Origin of the sequence: Litoribacter ruber (assembly GCF_018449405.1) — a bacterium.
In the GTDB taxonomy this organism is placed as follows: domain Bacteria; phylum Bacteroidota; class Bacteroidia; order Cytophagales; family Cyclobacteriaceae; genus Litoribacter; species Litoribacter ruber.
Map to the genome: position 1 here is coordinate 389,140 of NZ_JAHCMY010000002.1, position 23,947 is coordinate 413,086.

Annotated in this window: 17 protein-coding genes; 8 read left to right on the forward strand and 9 right to left on the reverse strand. The window is 44.8% G+C overall.

Annotated features, from left to right (window positions below):
* Window positions 1–39 precede the first annotated feature (39 nt).
* The 3 genes from KI659_RS18755 to KI659_RS06320 form a co-directional block, all read right to left on the reverse strand.
* Entirely contained in the window at window positions 40–1,791 is a 1,752-nt protein-coding gene (locus KI659_RS18755; protein ID WP_213944513.1) for a pseudouridine synthase, read from the reverse strand.
* Between the two features lie 211 nt (window positions 1,792–2,002).
* Window positions 2,003–2,563, reverse strand: a complete 561-nt coding sequence (gene scpB, locus KI659_RS06315) for an SMC-Scp complex subunit ScpB (protein ID WP_213944514.1) — start codon at window positions 2,561–2,563, stop codon at window positions 2,003–2,005.
* A gap of 2 nt (window positions 2,564–2,565) precedes the next feature.
* Complete coding sequence (locus tag KI659_RS06320; protein WP_213944515.1) at window positions 2,566–2,946, reverse strand: TraR/DksA family transcriptional regulator; 381 nt, start codon at window positions 2,944–2,946, stop codon at window positions 2,566–2,568.
* Window positions 2,947–3,151: 205 nt separating this feature from the next.
* Here KI659_RS06320 and KI659_RS06325 point away from each other — a divergent pair, with 205 nt between their 5' ends.
* Window positions 3,152–4,222, forward strand: a complete 1,071-nt coding sequence (locus KI659_RS06325; protein ID WP_213944516.1) for an isoaspartyl peptidase/L-asparaginase family protein — start codon at window positions 3,152–3,154, stop codon at window positions 4,220–4,222.
* 104 nt (window positions 4,223–4,326) lie between these two features.
* On the opposite strand, the gene KI659_RS06330 is transcribed toward KI659_RS06325, so the two are convergent.
* Window positions 4,327–4,482: a hypothetical protein gene (locus KI659_RS06330; protein WP_213944517.1), complete on the reverse strand. Its 156-nt coding sequence runs from the start codon at window positions 4,480–4,482 to the stop codon at window positions 4,327–4,329.
* Between the two features lie 68 nt (window positions 4,483–4,550).
* Complete coding sequence (locus KI659_RS06335; RefSeq protein WP_213944518.1) at window positions 4,551–9,791, reverse strand: lamin tail domain-containing protein; 5,241 nt, start codon at window positions 9,789–9,791, stop codon at window positions 4,551–4,553.
* A gap of 43 nt (window positions 9,792–9,834) precedes the next feature.
* Between KI659_RS06335 and KI659_RS06340 the strand changes: the two genes are divergently transcribed.
* Both KI659_RS06340 and KI659_RS06345 read left to right on the forward strand, forming a co-directional pair.
* On the forward strand, window positions 9,835–10,824 hold the full coding sequence (locus KI659_RS06340; protein ID WP_213944519.1) for an aspartate-semialdehyde dehydrogenase: 990 nt from the start codon (window positions 9,835–9,837) through the stop codon (window positions 10,822–10,824).
* Window positions 10,825–12,018 carry a THUMP-like domain-containing protein gene (locus KI659_RS06345; RefSeq protein WP_213944520.1) on the forward strand — a complete coding sequence of 398 codons (1,194 nt, stop codon included), beginning with the start codon at window positions 10,825–10,827 and terminating at the stop codon, window positions 12,016–12,018. It begins immediately after the preceding gene.
* 6 nt (window positions 12,019–12,024) lie between these two features.
* Here the strand turns inward: KI659_RS06345 and KI659_RS06350 are convergent, their stop codons facing one another.
* Genes KI659_RS06350 through KI659_RS06365 form a run of 4 tightly spaced genes read right to left on the reverse strand, consistent with a single transcriptional unit; the run spans window position 12,025 to window position 18,783 of the window.
* A complete protein-coding gene (locus tag KI659_RS06350; RefSeq protein WP_213944521.1) occupies window positions 12,025–13,098 on the reverse strand; it encodes a DUF4249 family protein in 1,074 nt (357 codons plus the stop codon).
* 8 nt (window positions 13,099–13,106) lie between these two features.
* On the reverse strand, window positions 13,107–15,062 hold the full coding sequence (locus KI659_RS06355) for a hypothetical protein (RefSeq protein WP_213944522.1): 1,956 nt from the start codon (window positions 15,060–15,062) through the stop codon (window positions 13,107–13,109).
* A 12-nt stretch (window positions 15,063–15,074) separates the two neighbouring features.
* Window positions 15,075–16,145 (reverse strand): DUF4249 family protein, encoded by a 1,071-nt coding sequence (locus tag KI659_RS06360; RefSeq protein ID WP_213944523.1) that lies wholly within the window; start codon window positions 16,143–16,145, stop codon window positions 15,075–15,077.
* A gap of 1 nt (window position 16,146) precedes the next feature.
* Window positions 16,147–18,783 (reverse strand): TonB-dependent receptor, encoded by a 2,637-nt coding sequence (locus KI659_RS06365; RefSeq protein ID WP_213944524.1) that lies wholly within the window; start codon window positions 18,781–18,783, stop codon window positions 16,147–16,149.
* Between the two features lie 198 nt (window positions 18,784–18,981).
* Between KI659_RS06365 and KI659_RS06370 the strand changes: the two genes are divergently transcribed.
* From KI659_RS06370 to ccsA, 5 genes are all read left to right on the forward strand, one after another.
* Window positions 18,982–19,638 carry a heme exporter protein CcmB gene (locus KI659_RS06370; protein WP_213944525.1) on the forward strand — a complete coding sequence of 219 codons (657 nt, stop codon included), beginning with the start codon at window positions 18,982–18,984 and terminating at the stop codon, window positions 19,636–19,638.
* A gap of 257 nt (window positions 19,639–19,895) precedes the next feature.
* A complete protein-coding gene (locus KI659_RS06375; RefSeq protein ID WP_262898490.1) occupies window positions 19,896–20,600 on the forward strand; it encodes a cytochrome c biogenesis protein in 705 nt (234 codons plus the stop codon).
* Complete coding sequence (locus KI659_RS06380; RefSeq protein WP_213944527.1) at window positions 20,601–20,843, forward strand: CcmD family protein; 243 nt, start codon at window positions 20,601–20,603, stop codon at window positions 20,841–20,843.
* Between the two features lie 33 nt (window positions 20,844–20,876).
* Window positions 20,877–21,275 (forward strand): cytochrome c maturation protein CcmE domain-containing protein, encoded by a 399-nt coding sequence (locus KI659_RS06385; protein ID WP_213944528.1) that lies wholly within the window; start codon window positions 20,877–20,879, stop codon window positions 21,273–21,275.
* Window positions 21,276–21,337: 62 nt separating this feature from the next.
* The gene (gene ccsA, locus KI659_RS06390; RefSeq protein ID WP_213944529.1) at window positions 21,338–23,866 is read left to right on the forward strand and encodes a cytochrome c biogenesis protein CcsA; all 2,529 of its coding nucleotides are present in this window, start codon (window positions 21,338–21,340) and stop codon (window positions 23,864–23,866) included.
* Window positions 23,867–23,947: the final 81 nt, after the last annotated feature.

A 23,947-nucleotide genomic window follows, 5' to 3' on the forward strand; every position in this document is an offset into this window, starting at 1 on the left:
CACCAATATAATTGGCTATACGCTCAATTCCAATTGTTTTTATTTGAAATACTTGAGATTGATCACTTCTTTCTCGCTCAAGAATCGATAATTTCCTCTTGGAATATCCTTCTTGGTCAATCCGGCATACATCACTCTGTCAAGTGCCGTCACCTCGTATCCAAGATGTGCGAAAATCCTCCTTACGATCCTGTTCTTTCCAACATGGATTTCCAAACCTAGGATAGTTCTGTCTTTGGACAGCACCTGCAGGTCGTCCACCTTTACTGGGCCGTCTTCCAAAGTCAACCCTTCCATTATATCATCCGCATCCTTGTTGGATAAAGGCTTGTCCAAAGTCACTTGGTAGATTTTCTTGATCTCACTGGATGGATGGGAAAGCTTTGCAGCCAAATCCCCGTCATTGGTGAATAGCAACAAACCGGTAGTATTACGGTCCAATCTTCCCACAGGGAAAATTCTCTCCTCGCAGGCATTGTGCACCAAGTTCATTACCGTTTTTCTTTCCAACGGATCATCCGTGGTAGTGATAAAGTCCTTTGGTTTGTTCAATAATAAGTAAACCGGCTTTTCTGGATTTATTGGCTTTCCGTTCAGGGTGATGCGGTCTTTTCGCTGCACCTTATAGCCCATTTCGGTGATCACCTCGCCGTTTACCCTGATTTGGCCTTTTTCGATGAGGCTGTCAGCTTCCCTTCTTGAGCAGATACCCGAGTTGGCAATGTACTTATTCAGACGGATCTCGTCAGTAGCCTCATGCTTTCTGTGGTTCTTTTCAAACTTCGAGAAATTGTATGTTGGCTTCTGCTCCGTAGGCTCCACTCTTTTGCCTTTTTCTTTAAAGAAAGGCTTTTTGAAGCTCTTACGCTTGCTTTGCTCGTATTCGTCTTTGCGTACGGTTTCAAACTGAGGCTTTTCATTTCTGCCTCTACCTTTATACACAGTCTTATATTCGGCTGAATCGTCAGAGTTTCTGAAATCACCGCGCTCAGGTTTGTCGTAGGGCTTTCTTTCCCCTCCAATATCCCGCTTCGGTTTGTCATAATCTTTTCTTGGCCTATCAGTATCTCTTTCTCCTCTTCCGTAAGGCTTTTCGGACTTGCCAAAGTCTCTTTTTGGCTTGTCATAATCCCTTCTCGGTCTTTCCGAATCTCGCTCACCTTTGCCATATGGCTTGTCGGATTTGTCAAAATCGCGACGTGGTTTGTCATAATCCCTTCTCGGTCTTTCCGAATCTCGCTCACCTATGCCATATGGCTTGTCGGATTTGTCAAAATCGCGACGTGGTTTGTCATAAGCCCTTCTCGGTCTTTCCGAATCTCGCTCACCTATGCCATATGGCTTGTCGGATTTGTCAAAATCGCGACGTGGTTTGTCATAAGCCCTTCTCGGTCTTTCCGAATCTCGCTCACCTTTGCCATATGGCTTGTCGGATTTGTCAAAATCACGACGAGGCCTGTCATAATCTCTTTTTGGTCTTTCGGAATCTCTTTCCTCTCTGCCATATGGCTTGTCAGATTTCCCAAAGCCGCCCTTTCTTAAAGGGTTATCTTTCTTGAATGGATTTTCACCAAACTCCTGCGGCTTGTTTTCTCCGTACTTGCCACGGGATGTGGGTTTTCCGAATTTTGATCTTGGAGCTGGTTTGTATTTGCCGCCGGATGACGGTCTTGCTGGTCTGGAAGAATCCTCACGGTCGCTTCTAGGGTTGCTGCCTTTGTACTGGCCTTTTGATGAATCTGAGCGGCCATACTTCTTGTCACCCTGTCCCCCTCTGTTGTTCCTTTTCATTTTTAATACGGTTAGATTATCCTACACAAGGATATTGCTGTCACCAACCTTAAACCCAGCCCTCTGTAGGTGCCGGGAATTGTTGCAACATCACTGCTGTAATTTGATTTAAATTGTTGAAGCCATAACAGCTTTCATTCCTGAAAGTTCACCTGAGATGAATTCAATCTGCAAAGATACTGAGGAAATGGGGGATTTTGTAGGGTGGGGCTTAATCTTTTTGGTCCCCTATCTGATTGTCATCCTGGCTGAAATCTTTCGGCTGGGGAAGGTCCTTGATATTGTTGATGCCAAAATACTCCATAAACTTCTCGCTGGTGCCGTAGAGTAAGGGTTTTCCCACGGTTTCGGCTTTGCCTTTGATGGTGATGAGCTCTTTTTCGAGAAGCTTCTGTACGGAATAATCACAGTTCACACCCCTGATTTGCTCCATTTCTCCCTTGGTGACGGGTTGCTTGTAGGCAATGATGGATAGGGTCTCCATCTGGGCAGTGGAAAGACGCTTGGTGGATTGCTGTTTGAGAAGTATAGAAATGCTGGACTGGTAGGCCGGTTTGGTCAAAAATTGAAAACCTCCGCCCAGGTTGACCAACCCGAAGGAGTAATCGTCGTGTTCGTATTTTTGCTGGAGCACCTTTATGGCATCCTCAATGTGTTCTTTCGGTACATCCGATTCGAACATTTCCGTTAGGCATTTCCCGATTTCGGCAACGCCTAACGGATTTGGGGAGCAGAATATCAGTGCTTCGATTTGCTTATGTAAAAACTCCAATGTTACTTTTTGGCTAATTTGGCTTCGATGGAATGCATGGTGTGGGGCACAGCTTTCAGTCTTTCTTTCGAAATGAGCTTGCCGGTATCCACGCAAACGCCATAGGTGCCGTTTTTGATTCTTACCAACGCATTTTCCAGGTTAATGATAAATTTCTGCTGACGTGCGGCTAGCTGACTTAAGCTTTCCCTCTCCAAGGTATCGGCACCATCTTCAAGCAGTTTGGAGGTAGAGGCGGTATTGTCCGTGCCACTGTCATTCCTTTTGCTAAGGGTCTCCTTGAGCATATTGAGCTCCTCTTTTGCGACCTTAAGCTTCTGGTTGATCAACTCTTCGAATTCCTTGAGCTCCTCCTTTGAGTAGGATGTTTTTTCTTGACTCATAATCGTAACGTTAAAATGAATTTAATTCTTTTAAATCAGCTAAAGACCGTTTAAAAAGTTCCCTAAAATACGTTTCACTTTTTAAAATCAAAAATATTGGATATTTGATTATCTTGAAGCCTTGAAAGCTAAAAATAGTGATACGTAGCTTTAATGTTAATTAACGCAAAATTGATACCCAAAGGTTTAATAAAATTCTAGAATTATGATCAAAAAATACAGTTTGTTCTTCAATTTATTTTTGCTTTTATTTTTTGTCTTTGAGCCGGTACAGGCCCAGCAGGCAGGAAATGAGCGAAAAAACAAAGTGGCTTTGGCCATCCATGGTGGGGCCGGAACAATCAAGCGGGAAAACATGTCCCCTGAGCGGGAAAAGGAATACCGGGCCAAACTGGAAGAGTCGCTGGAGGCCGGATATGCAGTTTTGGATGAAGGCGGCACGGCCATCGACGCGGTGATCGCAGCCGTCAAAGTAATGGAGGACAGCCCCTTGTTCAATGCAGGCAGAGGCGCGGTATTTACCAATGAAGGCAAAAACGAACTTGATGCGGCCATTATGGACGGTAGGGACAAGAATGCCGGGGCAGTAGCAGGCATTACAACAGTAAAGAACCCCATCACGGCGGCTCTTTCAGTGATGAAGGATTCCCCCCATGTTTTTATGGTGGGCCAAGGAGCGGAGAAATTTGCTGAGGAGCAGGGCTTGGAAATCGTGGATCCTGAGTATTTCAGGGACGAGACACGCTACAAGCAGCTTCAGCGGATCAAAGACACCGAAAAGCAGCAGCTTGACCACTCTGCAATCCTTCAGTTGGAACTTGAGGATCCTTATTTTAAGGACAGGAAGTTTGGAACTGTTGGAGCTGTAGCTGTAGATCAGGAGGGCAATATTGCCGCTGCCACCACCACTGGGGGGATGACCAACAAAAGATACGGACGTGTGGGTGATGTGCCGATCATCGGGGCGGGAACTTATGCCGACAATGAAACCTGCGCGGTGTCTGCCACTGGCCACGGGGAGTATTTCATCCGAACCGTAGTGGCTCATGAAATTGCCGCCCAAATGCGCTATGCAGGCAAATCCTTACAAGATGCTGCCGATGATGTGGTCAACAGACAACTGGTGGATATAAAAGGTGAGGGTGGAATCATCGCTATCGACCGTGAAGGCAACATCACCATGCCATTTAACTCTGCTGGTATGTACCGCGGATTCATAAAGGCCAGGGGTGAAGGAAAAACCTTTATTTATAATGATGAAGATGAGGGTTTGTGAGAAGGGACCAGAGACCGGAGCCTGCCTGACTCGGCAGAGGAAGGACCGAATCCTGAAAAAAAAGCCCGGAGCAAAATTTATTGCTTCGGGCTTTTTTTATCCCATTAATTGACCCTAAGGTCTTGCAACCGCTTGCGGAGGATCTTTTCCTCAATGTGCATGCGGTACTTAACGCTCAAGTATCTCTGAATTACTTTTAGACTCTTGCCTTTTTTGATGAAATAGGTTTTTAACGTTTTGGTGATAAGATCTTGACTCATAACTGTATAGGGGCTTTGTGGTGAACGGTTGAATTTACTTATAAAACCCCGATTATACAAATATGGTTCTACCGCAATTTACTTCCTATTGCTACTGTTTTACGAATTTGTTCTACTCTTCCTTTTGGGTGCGTCAGTTGTATCCAAATAATATAATATCCTGGACGTTGCCTGACACCTTGCTCGTCGGTTCCATTCCAGATGTAGAAGCCGTTTTGACCCAGTACCTGATTTTGGGTAATTTCCCTGATCAGGCGCCCATTGATGCCCAATATCTGTATACTGACCAAATAACCCGGCTCATCCATATGGTAATGTATGCTAGTGAAAGGTTGCAGGCCCAAAGCGTCTGGAGCAAAAATTTCAGGACTGATCGTGAATCTATCCTTGGTGGGGCTACTTTCAAGATTTTGGGAGTTTTTAAAGCCGGGTGTTGCCCAGCCAATATTCCCTGACGCTGACTGCCAATTTTCCGGATTGTTCCCTTCTCCAATGGGTTGCAGCCTTTCTAGAGAAACCCCCTTCACTTCCTTGAGTAAGGGATTGTGCATTTTTTCATGATAGTCAAACCTCTCTATAAACTCTTCCTCTGCATCCATAAATATCACCGTCCCCTCCCTGATAGGATAACTTGGAAGGCTAGCCAATTCAAGGAGTTTCCCTCCTTTGGGATAAATTTGAAGCAGCTGCTTGCTGTCCGTAGTGATGGCCAAAAATTCTTGGGGCGGCAGTATCAGATCTTGGGCACTGATGAGCCTTCTGTTGGAAATTTCGCCATTTGCAAAATTGGCAAGCTTCCAGTTTTTGAGGTTTAGGTATTGCTGGGAAGTGTTGTGGAGCTCCACAAACTTGGGACTTCCCGTAAGGGGGTTGAAAAGAACTTCATTTATTATCACATCTCCCAAAACCGCCTCTCCGGGAAGTAGGAGTATCTGAAGCTCGTGATGTGAGGCCAAACCATTTCCCATGCAATCCCTAAAGTTCTTTATTGCAAGGCTATATTTTACATTTCTATCCAATGGTGTGGCTAGGGTAATCATTACTTCGGTTCGGGAGTTGTTTGCGAACTTCACCTCCTGGATATCTTTTTCTTCAATTGAAAATATTTGCTCATAGAGTGTTTCCTGCATGGGTTTGGAAAAAGTTAGGGAAACCGTAAGTGAGTCAGGTACCACCAAATGAATAACCTCTGGGCTGGTGCGATCGGGAGTTGGGTCAAAAACCGCGTTTTGCTTCCCGGGAGTGCCCCGATTCGGCGAACTTGAAGGCCGGAGATTGGCTAGGCTATGGCAGTTTTGAAATGGGTTTACCACTTCCAGACTGTAACCGCCTGAGGCAAATTCACTTCCCCCGTAACTGGACGTTTGATATTCCAAGCTGTCCAAAATCAAACCTGATCGGTTGTAAACCTTAACCTCATCTCCTCCATTAAGTAGGGCCGGCCAGTTGGAAAGGCCCAAGGTGGGTCCAAAAGGTTTGAAATTGCTGGCTTGGCTTTGGGGACAAAGGATAATATACGACTCGGGCTGCAGTTCATATCTTGGAAGTACAGTTGAGGTTCTGGAATTCGCCAAACGAAAGCCCGCCAATTGCACCGGATGACTACCAGAGTTGAAAAGCTCCACATATTCGGCATTGGGCAGGGTCTGCCCTTCTTTTGGAGCAGCCATCACCTCATTAATTACAAGCTCCTTGAATACAGGGGCATAGGGCTTTTCAAATGTAAAAGTGAAGTAATCACCCTCTATAGCATTGCCATTAAGGTCCTCTACTCGAAAAACAAACAACTCATATTTTTTACCATCCTCTAGGTTAAACCCAAACTGCAGCAAGACCTGGTTTGGGTTTTCTGTTTGAATTACAGCTTCCGGGCTTGAATTATCCAAGCGGTAATGGTTGGCCACCGTCGACATGATGGGGTCAAGGTTCTCATCAAAAGTCACCAGAACCTCATTTTCCAGATAGACCTCAGCAGCCACCACGCGAGGCGGGGTGCGGTCAAAAACTATTTGCCTACGTGAAGCGGGCAGGAAATTCCTTTCATCAATTTTCCTTCTGGGAATTATCAGACTGTATGATTGGCTTTCTTCCAAAGGCTTTGATAGGATCAAGTGGGTGAGCTCCGGAGTAGTTTGGTTTCTAAAGGCCTGGATAGTTATATCACTTTCTTCCAATTTAAAATGGTTGTTTTCTGTTAAATTGATGGGAGCATAATGGTGTAGGGCAAGACTATGTGCCGTCTGAATTTCTACGAAATGCACCCCATCATCATATATGAGTTCAACTTGGAGGTCTGAGAATGGGGTTTCGTCCTTCGACTTTAATGCTGAAATCACCACTTTTACCGAATCACCCAGGTTAATTTCCTCCCTGAGTTGTAAGGAGACTTCATATCCATTTTCCTCGAAAATCACATTGATTGGGTTTAATCCTTGGATGAGATACTGCTCTGGGAAAATGGATGTTTTTGGGTCCAGAAAATCAGAAAAAGTAAGCTTGACCACACTTGGATCCAAGATTTCCGCATTTCCGATAGCCAAAATGTTTTCTCCCAAATCGACTGACAAATAATCCGCAGAGTTGTCCAATAAGTCAGAAATATCCCAAAGTTCCAGTAGAGAATGCTTGGTTGGGGGATTTTGGAATAGCAAGGAGTATTGGCTAGGGTTCACCTTGAAAATTTCAATGGGTGAAATACCTCCCAAGCTCACCTGGTCGAGATGATAAGGACGAACCTCTTTGTTGAACTCTACAGCCAATTCGAAAGGGGAAATAAAACGATGGCTAATGATTTTTGGCGGAGAAAGGTCGTAAATGAAATTGGTATTTACGGTTCTAGACATGGTGACACCAAATACATCCTCCAGACCGATGGTGGAAAGTCGGTATTCCTTGCCTTCACTGAATTTTTGCCTGAAAACCAGCTCTACATCGGTAGGACTGGTTTGGATTGCCCGAATGGGATTTTGAATGCCATTGTCAACCGTGTAATGATTTGGGATTTCTGCCTTGTTTTGAAGCAAAGGCTTATTGAATGTCACCAACAGCGTGGAATCATTGGGCGCCAGAACTTGTGCAACATTAATCGCCCGCATGTCTCTTACAAAGGACCGGGAAAGGGTGTAAATATACTCCCTGTTTTTATCCTGAAGGTTTTCCATCTGGAGCCAGGTCAGGTTGTTCTGTGGGAGGCTTTTGTCAAATACTAAATGGATAAGCTTTTCATCCTCATGGTCTGCAAAAGCAGCAATGGGATGACCGGTATTTCTGTCTACCCAGAAGTTTTGCGGTTTGATTGAATTGGGATGAATGCCTTGATCAAACCTAATTTCTAGGGAATAGGGGCTTTTTACAATTACCGAGTCCGTCTGGTCGTCGAGTAGAAAATCAAACTGCTGGGTCTTTTTTACATTCCCCCTAGAATCGGAAACATTATTTAAATACAATTTTTCACTTTCCCCGATCCGCAGCGGCTGTCCCAATATTAACTGTACACGATTGGAGTCCAGTTTTGTAGCACTAAGGGGCTGACTTTCTCTGATGGAAAAGTTTGATTTGTCCACCGGCCCTAAATTTTTGTCAAAAATAAGGTTTAGGGTGGTGGGGCTGATCGGACTGATCCTCCTTAACACTGGTAACGAATTGTCAAACAACAATTCTATCCGCTTTTCTCTCAGCTGCCTGCCATTGCAGTCCATCAATCCCTCAAAGATTATTTCATAGGTTTTGCCACTTTCTAAAGGCCGTCCTGTGGTGATGGCAATGCTTCTTTCTGCCCAATCCTTAAGGGCAGCATGCTGTCCATTGACTTTAATAGTCACTCCTCCCACCTCTATTATTGGCTGGCTCAAGGAAAACACAATGAGGGTATCCCCCTGAAATGAATGGTCAAGTATATAAAATACATCTGGGTCTAACCTATCATCAAAAACTGAATTTATGATTCCTGGCGATCCTCCCCTAGGATCAGTGGAGGCTGTCCAATTTTCCTTGTCGGAGCAGTTAAGTTCCGGGTTGATTCTTTCCAAAGACCAGCCCCCGTTGGCTTTCTGGGTGTTTTTATACCAGGAAAGATCATAAGTGAGGCTATCTACCAAATAACCCAGCTTGTCTTTCAATACGATGTTGCCACTGGAATTGGGAAGGGCCTGGAAACTGTTTATCCCAACCACTTTGCCGTAGGGCTCAAAGAGCTCCTTTTTGGCCATGGGGACTAAAATTACATGTGACTTTGCCGGTATTTTTGTCTGTTCCAATTCCCTGTTGTTATAAGTATACCCATCCAAACTGATTTCTCGGTTAGTTGGATTATACAGCTCTATATATTCATCCGTTGATCCGATGGGAAAGGTCGGTTGGGGTGGAGTAAGGGATTTGGGGTTTGGGTCGGCCATGAACTCGTTGATCAAGATTGCCCCTTTTGGTGTGGGAGTCAGCAGCTTGAACTTAAAGATGAGTTCAAGGTTTTCTTGCTTAATGTTCAGCGTATACTCATTTGAAAAAAGGTAGTCTTCAAATTTCAACCTAACTTTAGGCCCCTCAACTTCAACTTCAATAGGATTGCCGTAAAGATTGTTTAATGAATAGCTGCCAGCATCATGAGGTATGTTTTCAGATGAAAAAGTCAATTCCAAGGCATGGGAAGAAAAGTTTTTAACACCAAGAAGCTGCAGGGCTTTCTCTTCTTCCTCATCATCACTGGGCGGTTCGTTGCCACTTCCTGCCTCTTGTATACTGAACTCATCTATAAATAATCTGGCCGCTGTCCCCGAGCCATTTCCATATTTTGCCTCCAACTTCACCCATAGGCTTTCAACATTTGAAAATTCCTGCGTAAGTTTGACCTCGAATTCCTTATACTCAGTGTTTTGGTTTGGAAAAGATGCCTCATCGCCCACCTGAAGGGGAGCAGAAAAGGGCGCATCCAGTCCTGTGGAGAAGGAATAGTACAGATATACAGGACGGTTTCCGGAACCATTCTGCTTGGTTTTGGCTTGAAAAGTAATCACAGGGTCCAGCAAGTGGGCCGAGGAGGTTTGGATGAATATTTCAGCGTCAAAGGTGCTGATGACTTGAATCCCCAAGGCGGTGGAAAGGTTGATTCCTTCTCCTTTGGCTTGGAAAACCCTGGCGGCTGTCGATCTTACGTCGTTAGCTGACCAATATGGCAAAAACTCCTCAGGATGGCTGGTAATCTCAAAGTTGCTTTCAAAATCCTGAGTACCTGTGAAAAAATCGGTTTTGGAAAAAAATGTAAAACCTAGTATGGAAAAAGCAAACCAAATCCATACACCTAAAAAGGTTCGCATTATATAAAGATAATTAATATTAAATAACAAAAGCAATAGGCAAATGAAATTAGCTGTAGTGGGCGCCACCGGATTGGTAGGCTCTGAGATTCTTGAGGTTATCGCCAATCATGATTTTAAATATGACGAGTTGCTACTTGTGGCCAGCGAGCGGTCTGTGGGCAAAAAGATCACCTATAAGGGAAAAGAGCACACGATCATCGGGTTGGACCAGGCGGTTTCTGAAAAGCCTGATATTGCGATTTTTTCCGCTGGTGGAGGTACTTCTCTGGACTGGGCTCCTAAGTTTGCGGAAGCGGGCACCATTGTAATTGACAACAGTTCGGCCTGGAGAATGGACCCAAGCAAAAAGCTTGTGGTGCCTGAAATCAACGCCAAAACATTGCGCATTGACGACAGGATCATCGCCAACCCAAATTGTTCCACCATCCAGATGGTGTTGGCCCTGGCCCCATTGCATGAAGAATACGGCATCAAAAGGATCGTGGTTTCCACTTATCAGTCCGTAACCGGTACCGGAAAGGCGGCCGTGGATCAAATGATGGCCGAGAGAGAGGGTCGTGAACCTGAAATGGTGTACCCGCACAAAATTGACCTGAATGTCCTCCCGCATATTGATGTATTCCAAGAAAACGGTTACACCAAGGAAGAGATGAAAATGATCAAGGAGACCAAGAAGATTTTCGGCAACGACAACATCCAGGTAACCGCCACTACGGTGAGGATCCCCGTGATGGGCGGACATTCTGAGTCTGTGAACGTGGAATTCCACCAGGATTTTGAAATGGATGAGGTGCGTGATCTGCTGGGCAAGGCCCCAGGAGTGATCCTGCAGGATGATCCCCAAAACAATGTCTATCCCATGCCTTTAAATGCGCACAAAAAGGATGAGGTGTTTGTGGGCAGATTGAGAAGAGATGAATCTCAGCCAAATACCCTTAACATGTGGGTAGTGGCCGATAACTTGAGAAAAGGTGCGGCAACCAATGCGGTGCAGATCGCCCAGTATTTGGTAGACCACAGTTTGGTGTAAGTGAAGATTTCCGAAGGAAACATAGAGCAAATCCAGAATTTTGTGCAGGATCATCTCCATGAGGATCCTGCACAATTGCTTTTAAAATATCAAAACAAGATTGATTTTGACCTGAAATTTGCCGTGCAGCAGGTTGCCGCCAGGCAAAAGGTGAAAAGCAAATTGCCCACTTGGGCCAGCGATCCGCGTTTGTTGTTTCCGGTAAGCATTTCACTGGAGCAATGCAGCTCCGAAATTACCGCAAAATATAAAGCTGATTTTCTAAAGGGAAAAAGACTCATTGATCTGACGGGTGGCTTCGGCGTCGATACTTATTTTCTATCAGAGCACTTTGAGGAGGCTGTTTATTTGGAAAGAAATGCAGCCCTTGGCGAGATAGCCAGCCACAACTTCAGCCTGTTGGCCGGGGAAAAAATCCGATGCGTCACTGGGGATAGCCTAGAGAATTTGAGGCTGGAAAATTCAGTCTTTGACTGGATCTATCTGGATCCCGCCAGGAGAGGAGACCACAACCAGAAGCTTTATAAACTTAGCGATTGCGAGCCAGATGTGGTCGAAAATTGGGAGCTACTTTCCCAATCCGCCAACAACATCATGATCAAAACCAGTCCCATGCTCGACATCAAGGCGGCTTTGGACGAATTGCCAGAAGTGAATGAGGTAATGGTGATTAGTGTCAAAAATGAGGTGAAGGAAGTGGTGTTGGTCCAAAGGCAAGCCGCTGCCAAAGATCAGGCACCCATTATCAATTGCATCAACTTGACCGGAAATGGGGAACAGGTTTTTCAATTCGATTTTCCCAAGGAGGAAAATGCTAAAGCTTCTTTTGGGACAGTAGTAAAATATATCATCGAGCCCAATGCCTCCATTATGAAAGCTGGTGGCTTTAAGTCCTTCTCCGAACAATTTGGATTGGCCAAACTGCACCCAAATAGCCATCTGTATACCTCTTCTACTTTGCCAGAATCCATTCCGGGCAGAGTGTTTCAGGTGGTGGAGGAGCTAAAGCCAGACAGGAAGGTATTCAAACGATTTTTTCCTTCCGGAAAAGTAAACATCATCACCCGCAACTATCCTCTCAAGCCCGAAGAGATCAAGAAGAAGTTTAGGCTAAAGGATGGAGGTGATGACTTCCTGATTGGAACCACCACCTCAGATGGCAAGCCCAGACTATTTTTGTGCAAAAAGCATTAATGCAGCCTATCGCATTCTAAACGGAATTGGGATTTCGGTATAACTGTCCGTGTAATACTCCAGGCAGGTGGACTCCACGGTTGGCGGGCTCTCTCTACGCATATTAAGGTGCCGGTATTTGGCATGATACTCCACTCTTCTTATCATTTCTTCCTTTCTACTGCTGTTTGCCGTAAAGAAGTTACCCAATATTTCCTCCTCAGGATTTGTGAGATTCTTCAGGTTGCCAGTGATTTTGAAAGGCATGGGGTCAAATATACTTCCGGTGCTGGTCTGCTGATCGGAAATTCTTTTCAAATAGGCCGCGGCTGGTTCTGTGACTGCATATACATTCAGGTCAAGGTAAAACCGGGTCAATCGAAATAAAGTCATTTCTGCAAAATTAATCTGGGCTACCGAGCTGCCCAGGTTGGGCGCATGCTGAATGTTTAAGTACCCCATTATATTGTCAGTTTCTTGAAAGCAGGTGCAAGTGCAGAAGTCACCTTCCCCTATGGTGGCCTGTTCTTCAATCCCTCTTGTTTTTACAAAATAATTGTGCCCGTTGTGCGGGTTGTCCACCTCAATATCTACCCTTAACCTAAGGTAATGGTGTTTTTGGGGGAAGGGGTTGCCATTGAGTGGGGTAATGAATATTGTCCGTTCCACAATGTCTTCCTCAAATCTGCCAATATTGACCTTTGGCATCACCGCTTGCCATTCAGATTGTATATGGTCCCCATTTTCCATGATGACATTTAATCGATACCGGTCACTTTCCTGGAATTCCCAATCGGGTCTTGGCTGGAATTTCAGCTCTCGGTCGTAGGAGCTTTGGCCCATGTAGACAAAGCTGGTTTTTTCATGATTCTGGTTTTCTACATAAACCTCATACACTTTGGGATGGCCAAAGCGTAGATGGCGACTTCCCGACTGAAACACCGCGGAATGATATATCTTCACATAGGACATGTTACAATCATCAGATACCCATGCGTCCACCACCAGCTTAGGTTCTATTTGATCGTTAGGTATATGAACTTCATCAATACAGCCAAAAACAAGGATGGCCAGCAGCGCACAAATAATCCTGTACTTCATCAGTGGGGTCAATTTACATTTACCTGGTTAAATTTTCTTCCCCAATTGGCATTGTTGAAGAAATAGGCCTCTACTTGGAGTTTTCCAGGCTCCTCCAAGGATTGGAAATTAATTCTTGAGCGTCCCCTAGTCAGTCTTATACTGGGGTTCCAAGACTGCGGCTTGCTCAGGGCCACATTTGAGTTGGCCTCTAAGTGGGGCACGTTGCCTGCCGGGATCCTGGAGACCTCTAGCTCCCTTAGAATATATTTGGATGCATCGGGGTTGTGCTTGATCTTATAATCATTCTGCTTGGTGAAAAGGGCTAAAACCCCGTTTTCCGCCTTGCTTCCCAAGTTGGTTTCATCGATGGTGTTTCTGAGGAATATTACTTCCACCCGTTCAATTTGCGCATAATCATAATTGAGCAGGAAATCGGGATCGTCTACCCTGTGGAGGTCGATCATCAGAAGGGGAAGATTCTTGAAATGTACCTTGTCCATATTTGGATTAAACATCCGGATTTCCGTATTCCCGTCCTTATCTGCCCTGATCCTCACCTGAGGGACTATCTCTTTCAAAAATGTTTCCATGTCCCGATACCCCTCGTAATCGGGGACCAGGTAACTGAAATCAACCCTATAAGGGGATACTGGCACCGACACTCGGGTGTCATATTCAAAATGCTCATGAAAGACCCTTCTTTTGATTTCAAAATCCTCATAATCCTCGATCATGGGAAGATTTACCCCCGAGCTGGAGGTAAATAAATCCGGTCTAAGTGATTTTAGGCTGGTTTTTAGAGGGTTATAATGTAGTAGAGGCAAATAATCTTTTTGCTTTTCGGGGTTGGCATTTTGCTCAATTTCTTTTCTGCTGAGTAAGTAGTTTTGTTTTAAATCCTGCTTTCTTTCTGCCAAATGCCATTGAGGACCATTTATGACTTGAGCCAGTTTTTCTACTTCTGGAAGTTCTGGTCTTTTCACCCAGGCGAATGCATGGCCAAATTGGGCGTCTTCGTCCTTTATCACAGCTGAGCTTTTATTTCCTGTGGCAACGCTACGACTTACATTCACCTGAAGGTTGTTTTGGCCTTCCAAGTTAAAGTGCTGATGGCCTAGCAACTTGTCGTCCTTGTCAAAAATACTTATCTGAAACTCTGGATATTGAGTATAATTCTCTCTTTTCAGGGCCAGCTTATTCTCTAAAAAGTCGGCTTTTTTTAACGTGTCGATAACCATTAAGTCAGTATGTGTTACCAGATAGGTGGCCTGGGTATTCTTTTCAATCATACTCAACGAAAACCTGGAGGGGTCAAAATTGACTTTTTCAGGCTGGATGGTGATGGTTTGCTTTCCAAATTTCAGCCTTTTGGGTGTCTCAAATATCACCTTGGTATCTTTCATTTCGAAAGGCGCTATCTCCTCCAGCACCAACTTGCCCGTGCCGTCCAACTCTTCAACCTCAATTACTAAAGGTGTTTCAAAAGTGTGGAAAACTGTAAGTTCTGCCATATCCCCTCCTTTGGTGGTATAGTAGAGCTGGCCTTCTTTCAATTCATGGTCCTGTCCCAGCTGGGTGACCAAAATAGATTTCTGGGGGATTCTGTAAGAGGGGAAATTTGTCATCCATTGGGAATAAGCAAAAATTTTGTATTCCCCAGGTTCCAAATTATCGGGTAAGATAAAATCACCGTAGGCCATCTCCTTATCATCCAGAAGTAGCATTTCCCTATGGATTATCGTGTTTTCAGGATCGTAGATTTCTACATAGGAAAGTTTGCTGTACTTATAATTATGGTGGTTTTTGAGCAGCTTCATCCCAAACCACACCTTATCTCCTGCAAAATAGAGGTCTTGGTTAGTCATGATCTTCATAGTTTCGGCCATGTCTTCAAAACCTGTAGGTTTGGAAGTCTGGGCTTCTGCCATGGTCATAGCCAAAAGGAAAATTAGGGGGAGGATATTTATCTTTCGTAATTTCATAAGGTCTTCATTCTATTGCATTCTAAAAGGGGCCGGCGGACTGGTGTCAGCTTCAGGGTATTCCTCTAAGCAAGACCCTGTTACGGAGGCTGGATAAATGAGTTTGATGTTCTTATCTCTATTTTCGGAAAATAAGGTGGCCCTATTGATCATTTCATCAAATGAGGTATGATAAGCTGTAGAAAATTGCCCCAAGATTTCTTGTTCTGGGTTGTCTGTATTTCGGAGATTACCAGAAATCTTAAATGGCATGGGGTCAAAAATGCTCCCCGTATTGGTCTGCTGCACCCCTATGCTGGAAAGGTACGCCGCGGCTTGCTCCGATACTGAGTAAACATCAGCTTTGAGGTAAAACCGGGTATTTCTTCCGGCCTCCATGCGGCCCATGGGTACAGTATAAGTACTCGCAGGCGAGGACGAATTGACCGCTGTAAGCGAATAATTTAGATTTGGGTATGACAAATAGCAAGTACAGGTACAATTTTCCACTAGTCCTGCTGTGTAAAGCTGCTCAATTCCCGAGGCTTTTACGTAATAATTGTGGTTTTCTTGCGCATTGGCTTTTTCAATCCTAGCATTGAAATCCCAATACTCCCTTCGTTGGGGAAAGGGCTCCCCGTTCCATCTGTCTATAAAAACGGTTTGAAAAGACAACTCATAATCAAATGCTATTCTACCTGCTGGATTATGCACTTCCTGCCAATCAGATTCCACTCGGTCTCCATTTGAAAGAATTACAATCAGCTTGAATTGATCCCCAGGCTCAAAGTCGTATTCCTCGAAAGGTGAATAGACTGTCAACCCATGGCTTGGATAACTCGGCGGTCTGAAGCTTGTCACAAAGCCATTCCGGTTTTCCACCCAAGCGCCGCTAATGGGTACATCCTCCAGTGGCAAATGAAAATCGCCAGACACAAATGGGGTGGATTCATATACCTTGACATAGGACATCTCCGGATCATTTGAAATCCACGCGTCAATGACCAGCTTGGTGTCCTGAGTCTCGGTCCTTAAATTGACCTCATCAATACAGGAAGTCATGCTAAGGCAAATAATCCCAATTGTATAAAGCAACTTTTTCATCTTACTTAAATTGGAAGTTGTAAGTCACCGAAGGGATCATCGTTCCGATCACCGCTAGACGGTAAGATCTTGGAACCGTCCCTGCACCAGTGGGGCTGAAGAACCAGGAAAACGGGTTTCTCCTAGCGTAAACATTGTAAAGAGCTAAAGTTACATTACTCTTGTAAGTACTGCTTTTTCTCTGGTTGCCATCATAGGTAAGAGAAAGATCCATACGGTGATAATCCGGGATTCTTCCTTGGTTTCGGTGGCTATAATCGATTACAATATTGTCATTGATGGTGTAAATGCTCGTTGGAAGGGTGATGGGACGGCCGGATCTATAGTTGAAATTACCCGAAAAGGAAAGTCTTCGGGTCAACTGGTAGGTGGCTACCACGCTTAGGTCGTGCGGCTGGTCCCAATTGGACGGGAAGAATTCTCCCTGATTGATGGTCTCTTCTTCAAATTCACTCACAACCTGTCTCATGGTACGGCTAAATCCATAGGAAATCCAGCCTGTAAGCTTACCGTGGCGTTTTTTCAGGAAAAACTCTGCGCCATATGCATGGCCGATGCCTCCGAGAAGCTCTTGCTCCAAGTTGGGGTTCATCAGCAAAGTGGCCCCATCCTTAAACTCCACAATGTTTGGGAAGTCTTTGTAATATACTTCCACAGAGCTTTCAATGATGTTTTCCTTGAAATTCTGGTAATAGCCCAATGCATACTGTAAACTTTCCTGTGGCCCGACATGGTAGTCGCTAAGCTTCCACAAATCCACTGGCGCGGAAGCCATGGTATTGGAAAGTAAGTGGATGTATTGTAGGTTTCTGTTGAAAGAAAGTTTCAATGAACTGTTTTCGCCGGTCGCATATCGGATTCCCAATCGGGGCTCCAAACCTCCATAGCGGGTAATTACCTCGTTATTTTCGTAAGTTCTATTTCCTATAAAGGTGTTTTGGTTTCTGGGCTGTCCCTCCTCATACATGCCGGTTTCATTGGGACCCAATGCGAAAAAGTTGGAATACCTCAACCCTAGTTGGGCTGCCCATTTATCGGTGAGGAAGATTTCTGAGGTGGCGAAGAGGGCTGCTTCCAGCCCCCTTTCGGTGGGGATCACTTCAGGTAGAATCGTGGAATTTTCCGTGGTGGGCTCCATGGCTCCCATGCCCATGGCGTAATGGCTCACGTTGTAGCCGAAGATAAAGTTGGCGTGGTCGCTCTGGTTCCACTCAAAATTATGGTCAATACCCATGTAGTCGATATCTGACTGCATCTGAAACTGAAGCGGTGCTCCCGTACCTTCTACACTGTAGGTGTAATTGGAATAAGCCACCGTGAGATCCGAAGCAAGGCTTTCACTGATTATGCTGGACCATTTGAGGGAAGCCAAATGGGTCTGCCAGCTATATGCTGTATCGGCGCCAACTCTGAAATAGTCATTACTGGCATATCCTGACAGCTTCAGGTTGTTGCGGTCGTTGATTTGATGGTTGATCTTGATGTTGCCATCGTAAAAGTAGGAACTGCTAGACTGCAAAGTAGAACTTCTGATCCGGTGCATGATCCAGTTGGGATAGGCCACACGACCGGCCACGGCCACGGTAGTGTTTTTGTTTACCGGGCCTTCCAGTTTCAGTCGGCTGCTGAGAAAACCTATTCCACCCTCGGCTTTCATTTTCTCCCTGCTACCTTCCTGCATGGTCACGTCCAGCACCGAGGAAAGTCTGCCCCCATAATTGGCAGGAATGTCTCCTTTGTGAAGGGCCACATTTTCAACCATGTCGGCATTGAAAATGGAGAAGAAACCGAACATGTGTGAAGGGTTGAAAATTGGCGCCCCATCCATCAGGATCAGGTTTTGATCTACACCACCACCTCGTACATTGAATCCAGAGGCGCCTTCACCAACGGTAGAAACGCCCGGGAGCAGCTGAATGCTTCTGATGATGTCCACCTCTCCCAAAAGTGGAGGCATGAGTTTGAGCTCACTGATGTTGAGTCTGTTTACTCCCAATTCTATACTTCTTACGTTGTGGTCAATTGAACGATCGGTTACGATAAATTCATCCATTTGGGTCATGGATTCAAAAAGGGAAATGGACATTTCCACCGGATCGTAGGCCCTGATTATTCGTCTCTCTGTCTCCTTTCCCATGGCACTGAATACCGCCACATGGGTACCTTCCGGCAGATCTGTGCTGAATCGCCCCCGCTCATCCGTAGTGATACCCAGCTCCATCGAAGGAATGTACATCAAAGCTCCCGGAATGGGAAGGCCTGTTTCCTCATCCATTATCCTTCCCTGAAATTGATGCAAAGCCGTAGGGTCTGCTCTCCGCCTTGCCCGACCTGCCAAATACCGGTCACGCATGGCACGGGGATAAATTACAGCATAGGCATCTTCAATCAAAAAATAGGACATGGATGTGTTTTCCGTCACTTGGTCCAACAACTCCATGGATACGGAGAATTGTTCCTGTTCCAGGTTGAGCCTTCTGAGGTAATCTTTGCGAAACAATACTTTGATTCCGGTACTGGATTCCAGCAATTGGACGGCTTTGATAAAATCTTTTTCCTTTTCATCCGTAATGTGTTGGGCAAAAAGGGAACTGAAAGAAAGACCGAAAAACAGGAGGGTAAAAATTATTCTATTCATCAAAATGAGCTTAAACCGGACATGGGGTTGGCTAAACTACTAGTTTAGCCATGCAAATACAAACTAATGATTAATTTTGTCAGCTAATATTTTTCCTTTGCTTATTATATGGACGGTCAAATATTAGGAGGCGTCCTGTTCCTTTGGCGGGGAATTTTTTGGTTTGTCACCACCCCGTACTTTCTTATCTTTGCACCCATGTGGAATCAGGTAACCGTATTGATCAAAAAAGAGATGACTCTGGAGTGGAGGCAAAAATATGCTCTCAACGGTATTTTGCTCTATGTGGTCAGTGCTGTTTTTATCACCTACCTAAGCGTACAGGGGGCGCTTTCTATCCCCACTTGGAATGCCCTTTATTGGATCATTATACTCTTTTCGGCTGTCAATGCGGTGGCAAAAAGCTTTGTGCAAGAGCATCAGGGTAGGCAGCTGTATTATTACATGATCGCATCACCTGAAGCTATTATCGTCTCCAAAATCATTTACAACACCCTTCTCACATTGGTACTGGCCCTCTTGGGGTATTTGGTGTTTTCTGTTATCCTGGGAAACCCGGTGGAGGATCAGGGGCTCTTTATCGTCAACTTGGCCTTAGGGGCAATTGGGTTTTCCGCTTGCCTGACCATGGTGTCGGGAATTGCCTCCAAAGCCGGCAACAATGCCACCCTTATGGCAATCTTGAGTTTTCCCATCATCATCCCGATTCTTTTGATGGCAATCAGTATATCGAAAAATGCCATCGATGGTCTGGATCGGGGAGTGAGTTACGACAAACTGATCACCCTTCTGGCCATCAATGCCATTGTCACTGCGGTAGCTTATATTCTCTTTCCCTATATTTGGCGAAGCTGATTAGAAATATTTGTAGAATAAATTATTATATTTTCATTTCTGTTAAAATTTTTAAAGAACATTAAGAAAAGTGGCTGGTAAACTCAAAATCAGAAGATTTTATTGATTTTCCTGCTCCCATGGATTTAGAGATTTAAATTAGAATAGCCCTAAATACTTTCCATAAGTAAATGCAAAAATTAAGATATTTATGGTAAGTTGTTGATTGGTAATATATTAGCCAAAAAGGGCTGAAATCAGGAACTTATGCCGTACTTTTGCAATTAGTAAGCAAAACAAATACAATGAAAGCATACTGGTGGAAAGTGTTGGCAATTGTGCTTCTGGCATATACCCTGATTGCCGGCCTACTCTTAGACGTACCCCGTTTGGCCATTCTCAATGAAACGATCCGGGCTCTGTATTTCCATGTCACGATGTGGTTTGGAATGATCATCATGCTCGTGGTGGCTGTTTATTACAGCATCAAGTATCTCCGCAAAGGGGATCTTCGTGACGATGATTTAGCCATTGAATTCACCTCTGCAGGAATCCTTTTTGGGGTGTTGGGGATTGCTACCGGCATGCTTTGGGCCAAATATACGTGGGGCGAGTACTGGAGCGGTGATCCAAAGCAAAACGGTTCCGCTATAGCCCTTTTGATGTATTTTGCTTACCTCATCCTTCGCAATTCCCTTACCGATGTTCATCAGCGCGCCCGTATTGGGGCGGTGTACAACATCTTTGCCTTTGCGGCTTATATCCCATTGATCTTCGTTCTTCCAAGACTCACCGACAGCCTTCATCCTGGCAATGGCGGCAACCCGGGATTTAATGCTTATGACCTGGACAGCAAGCTGAGGATGGTTTTCTATCCGGCCATCATTGGATGGACGCTTCTTGGGGCATGGATTGCCACGGTGAGGGTAAGGTACAGAAGAATTGAAAGGAAATTAGAAGACAAACTTATTAACCAAGTATAAATGCAAAAGTGGTTTATAATCCTTTTCCTATGTTTTAGCCTGAACGCAGTGGCACAGGAAAAGATCGGAATTACAGAAGAAGATTACCAGAACGACCGCATCGAAATGGCCGATGTGATGCGTTCTGAAGGTAAAATCTACGTAGTAGTGGGCATCATCGGAATCATTATGGGGGGCATACTCCTATATCTGATCAACACCGAAAGAAGGATCGCCAAACTTGAAGAGCATTTGAATAATTGAGGCCTTTAGAGGTTTTTATATCCCAGTATAATTATGAAAAAAGGACATATTTTAGGAATTGGCGTCATCGCTATCGCAATTGTCATCATCATCACCATGATGGGCAGCGCCAGTACTTATGAGAGTTTCACCACCGCCCGCACCATGGCCATCAATGGCAATGACAAGGCTATCCACGTGGTAGGAGAATTGAAGAAAAATACCTCCGGCAATGTGGTAGGCATCGAAGTGGGGGAGGACAAGACCTCTTTCCATTTTATGATGGTGGACAATGACGGTGTGGAGCAAAAGGTGTTTTACAACGAGCCTATTCCCGCAGATTTTCACCGTTCCGAACAGGTGGTGGTAATTGGGTCTTACAAAAGGGACGACCTTTTTGTGGCAGACAAGATCTTGATGAAATGTCCTTCCAAGTATCAGGAGGAAGTTTAAAATTAATATTGGTCAAAAATATCTCAGGGCATTCCCAAACCTGAGGCATATCCCATATAATTATGATTAATACCTTTGTTGGTAACCTGGGCCACTTCATGGTGATCTTAGCATTTGTAAGTTCGATCGTGACGGCCTTTTCTTATTATAAGTACACCCTGGCTAATGAACTTGAGAAAGCGAGTTGGCGGAAATTCAGTAGGGTTGCCTTTTATGTGCACGCCTTAGCAAGTTTTGCAGTAGTAGCTATTCTATTCAACATCATCTATAATTTCCGGTTTGAGTATTTTTATGCCTACTCACACGCCAGCCGTGCCCTGCCGGTCCACTATATGATTTCCAGTTTTTGGGAAGGCCAAGAAGGTAGTTTTATTCTTTGGATTTTCTGGAATGTTGTATTGGGGATTGTGCTCGTCCATACCAATAAAACTTGGGAAGGACCCGTAATGGTCGTTTTTGCCTTGGTGCAGGCTTTCTTGGTTTCCATGATCCTGGGCGTAGTGATCGGCGACCTGAAAATCGGTAGCTCCCCGTTTATCCTATTGAGAGATGTATCCAATGCACCAATCTTCAGCATTGACCCCAACTTCGTACCTGAAGACGGTACAGGGCTTAACCCTTTGCTTCAAAATATCTGGATGGTAATCCATCCACCTACGTTGTTTTTAGGCTATGCCTCTACATTAATCCCATTTGCCTATCTGATGGGCGGCTTAGCCACTGGCAGATATAAAGAATGGATCCGTCCGGCCCTTCCATGGACAATTTTCTCCGCCTTTATTTTGGGAATGGGAATTATGATGGGTGCTTACTGGGCATATGTAACGCTTAATTTTGGTGGTTACTGGAACTGGGACCCCGTGGAGAATGCCTCCTATGTGCCTTGGCTGATCCTAGTGGCATCTATCCATACCATGATCACTTATAAGAAGAGCAGCACAGCTTTGAAAACTTCCATTGTGCTGGTGATTACTTCTTTTATTTTGGTATTGTATGCGACTTTCTTGGTAAGAAGTGGTGTGTTGGGAGATACTTCCGTGCACTCATTTACCGACTTGGGGCTCTCTGGTCAGTTGCTGATCTACTTATTGTTTTTCCTCTTCATAGCCATTTTTATTTCAGCCAAGCATTGGAAACATATTCCAACTTCGGAAAAAGAGGCTTCGGTATATTCTAGAGAGTTTTGGATTTTCATCGGTGCCACCACATTGGGGCTTATGGCCTTCCAGGTAATATTGCCGACTTCAATACCGGTTTTCAATGCCGTCATCGAAAGCTTCGGGGGTATTTCCAACATGGCTCCTCCTGCCGATCAGGAAGAGTTTTACAGCAAATTCCAATTGTGGTTTGCCGTGGCCCTGGCGATCTTGACAGGGGTGGGCCAGTTTTTCTGGTGGAAGAAAATGGATACAAAAGCCCTGAAGGATGCCTTGACGGTTCCTTATGTTTTGGCCATGATAGCCGCTGCGGTGATTATTACCTTGGGCAAAGTCTATAACCTTAGCTATATCGTCATTGTGGTAGCAGGTGCCTTTACCATTGTTGCCAATGCCACCATCCTCTTCCAATTGTTGAAAAAGTCCAGCTTCAAGCTTACTGGGGGCTCGCTTGCCCACATCGGTTTGGGGATGATCCTTATTGGGGTGATGTTCTCATCCGGATATTCCGAGGTGATTTCTACCAACATGTCAGGCTTGACCTACAAGAAAGACTGGGAAGATGAGCTAAACAAGGAGAACGTGCTTCTTTGGATCAATAAACCTATCCAGATGAAGGAATACGATGTGATCTATAGGGGCCGTCATAAAAAAGTGGTGGGTGTTCCCGGTTATGTTAGCGTAAATAAGCTACAAAGTACTGAAAAAGTAAATGGAGCCATTGCATTGGCGGACATTGAGGCCAAAGGAAAAACTTATTATAAGAAGGGTGAAAAGGTTGAAATTGTCCTGGAGGAAAACAGCTATTTTGAGATTGAGTACTACAAAGGCGATGACTATCAATTCACGCTTTACCCAATGTCGCAGCCAAACCCTACCATGGGATTGATATCCTCACCAGACTCCAAGTGGTTTTTAGGAAAGGATCTATACACCCACATTTCTGCCATCAACGATTATGATGAGCCGGAATGGAAAGACGATGAGTTCTACGAAGTTTCGCCAGGGGAGCAGTTTCACATCAGTGATTTTGTGACCACCTTTGAAAGCGGAGAGGTATTGGATGAAGTGGAAGGCATTGATCTCAAAGAAGGAGATGTGGCCGTCCAGGCTAACCTGTTGATTTATGACAACGATATAGAAAAGAGGATCAAGCCGATTTTCATCATCAGCGGCAACCAAGTGGGGCGGATTCCCGTGACTGACCAAGAGCTTGGTATCAAGGTGGAGTTGAATAATATCATCCCTGAAGAGAACAAATTCAGCTTTAAGGTAAATCGCTACCAGAAAGATTATGTGGTGATGAAAGCCATGGTCAAGCCTCAGATAAACGTGCTTTGGGCAGGTACCATCCTCATGTTGATCGGATTTGCAGTGGCCATCTACCGGCGATATGATGAGTTTGTGAAAATGCGCGACAAAGGGTTGGAATAGACCTCCAATCAAATGATAAATGAAAACCTCCGGCGCCCCCGGAGGTTTTTTATTGGGGTAAGGATAAGGATTTACGGAAAG

Coding starts and splice junctions, on each gene's coding strand:
- KI659_RS18755 (WP_213944513.1), bottom strand. CDS start 1,791: ATGAAAAGGAACAACAGAGGGGGACAGGGTGACAAGAAGTATGGCCGC.
- KI659_RS06320 (WP_213944515.1), bottom strand. CDS start 2,946: ATGAGTCAAGAAAAAACATCCTACTCAAAGGAGGAGCTCAAGGAATTC.
- KI659_RS06325 (WP_213944516.1), top strand. CDS start 3,152: ATGATCAAAAAATACAGTTTGTTCTTCAATTTATTTTTGCTTTTATTT.
- KI659_RS06330 (WP_213944517.1), bottom strand. CDS start 4,482: ATGAGTCAAGATCTTATCACCAAAACGTTAAAAACCTATTTCATCAAA.
- KI659_RS06335 (WP_213944518.1), bottom strand. CDS start 9,791: ATGCGAACCTTTTTAGGTGTATGGATTTGGTTTGCTTTTTCCATACTA.
- KI659_RS06340 (WP_213944519.1), top strand. CDS start 9,835: ATGAAATTAGCTGTAGTGGGCGCCACCGGATTGGTAGGCTCTGAGATT.
- KI659_RS06350 (WP_213944521.1), bottom strand. CDS start 13,098: ATGAAGTACAGGATTATTTGTGCGCTGCTGGCCATCCTTGTTTTTGGC.
- KI659_RS06355 (WP_213944522.1), bottom strand. CDS start 15,062: ATGAAATTACGAAAGATAAATATCCTCCCCCTAATTTTCCTTTTGGCT.
- KI659_RS06360 (WP_213944523.1), bottom strand. CDS start 16,145: ATGAAAAAGTTGCTTTATACAATTGGGATTATTTGCCTTAGCATGACT.
- KI659_RS06365 (WP_213944524.1), bottom strand. CDS start 18,783: ATGAATAGAATAATTTTTACCCTCCTGTTTTTCGGTCTTTCTTTCAGT.
- KI659_RS06370 (WP_213944525.1), top strand. CDS start 18,982: ATGTGGAATCAGGTAACCGTATTGATCAAAAAAGAGATGACTCTGGAG.
- KI659_RS06380 (WP_213944527.1), top strand. CDS start 20,601: ATGCAAAAGTGGTTTATAATCCTTTTCCTATGTTTTAGCCTGAACGCA.
- KI659_RS06385 (WP_213944528.1), top strand. CDS start 20,877: ATGAAAAAAGGACATATTTTAGGAATTGGCGTCATCGCTATCGCAATT.
- ccsA (WP_213944529.1), top strand. CDS start 21,338: ATGATTAATACCTTTGTTGGTAACCTGGGCCACTTCATGGTGATCTTA.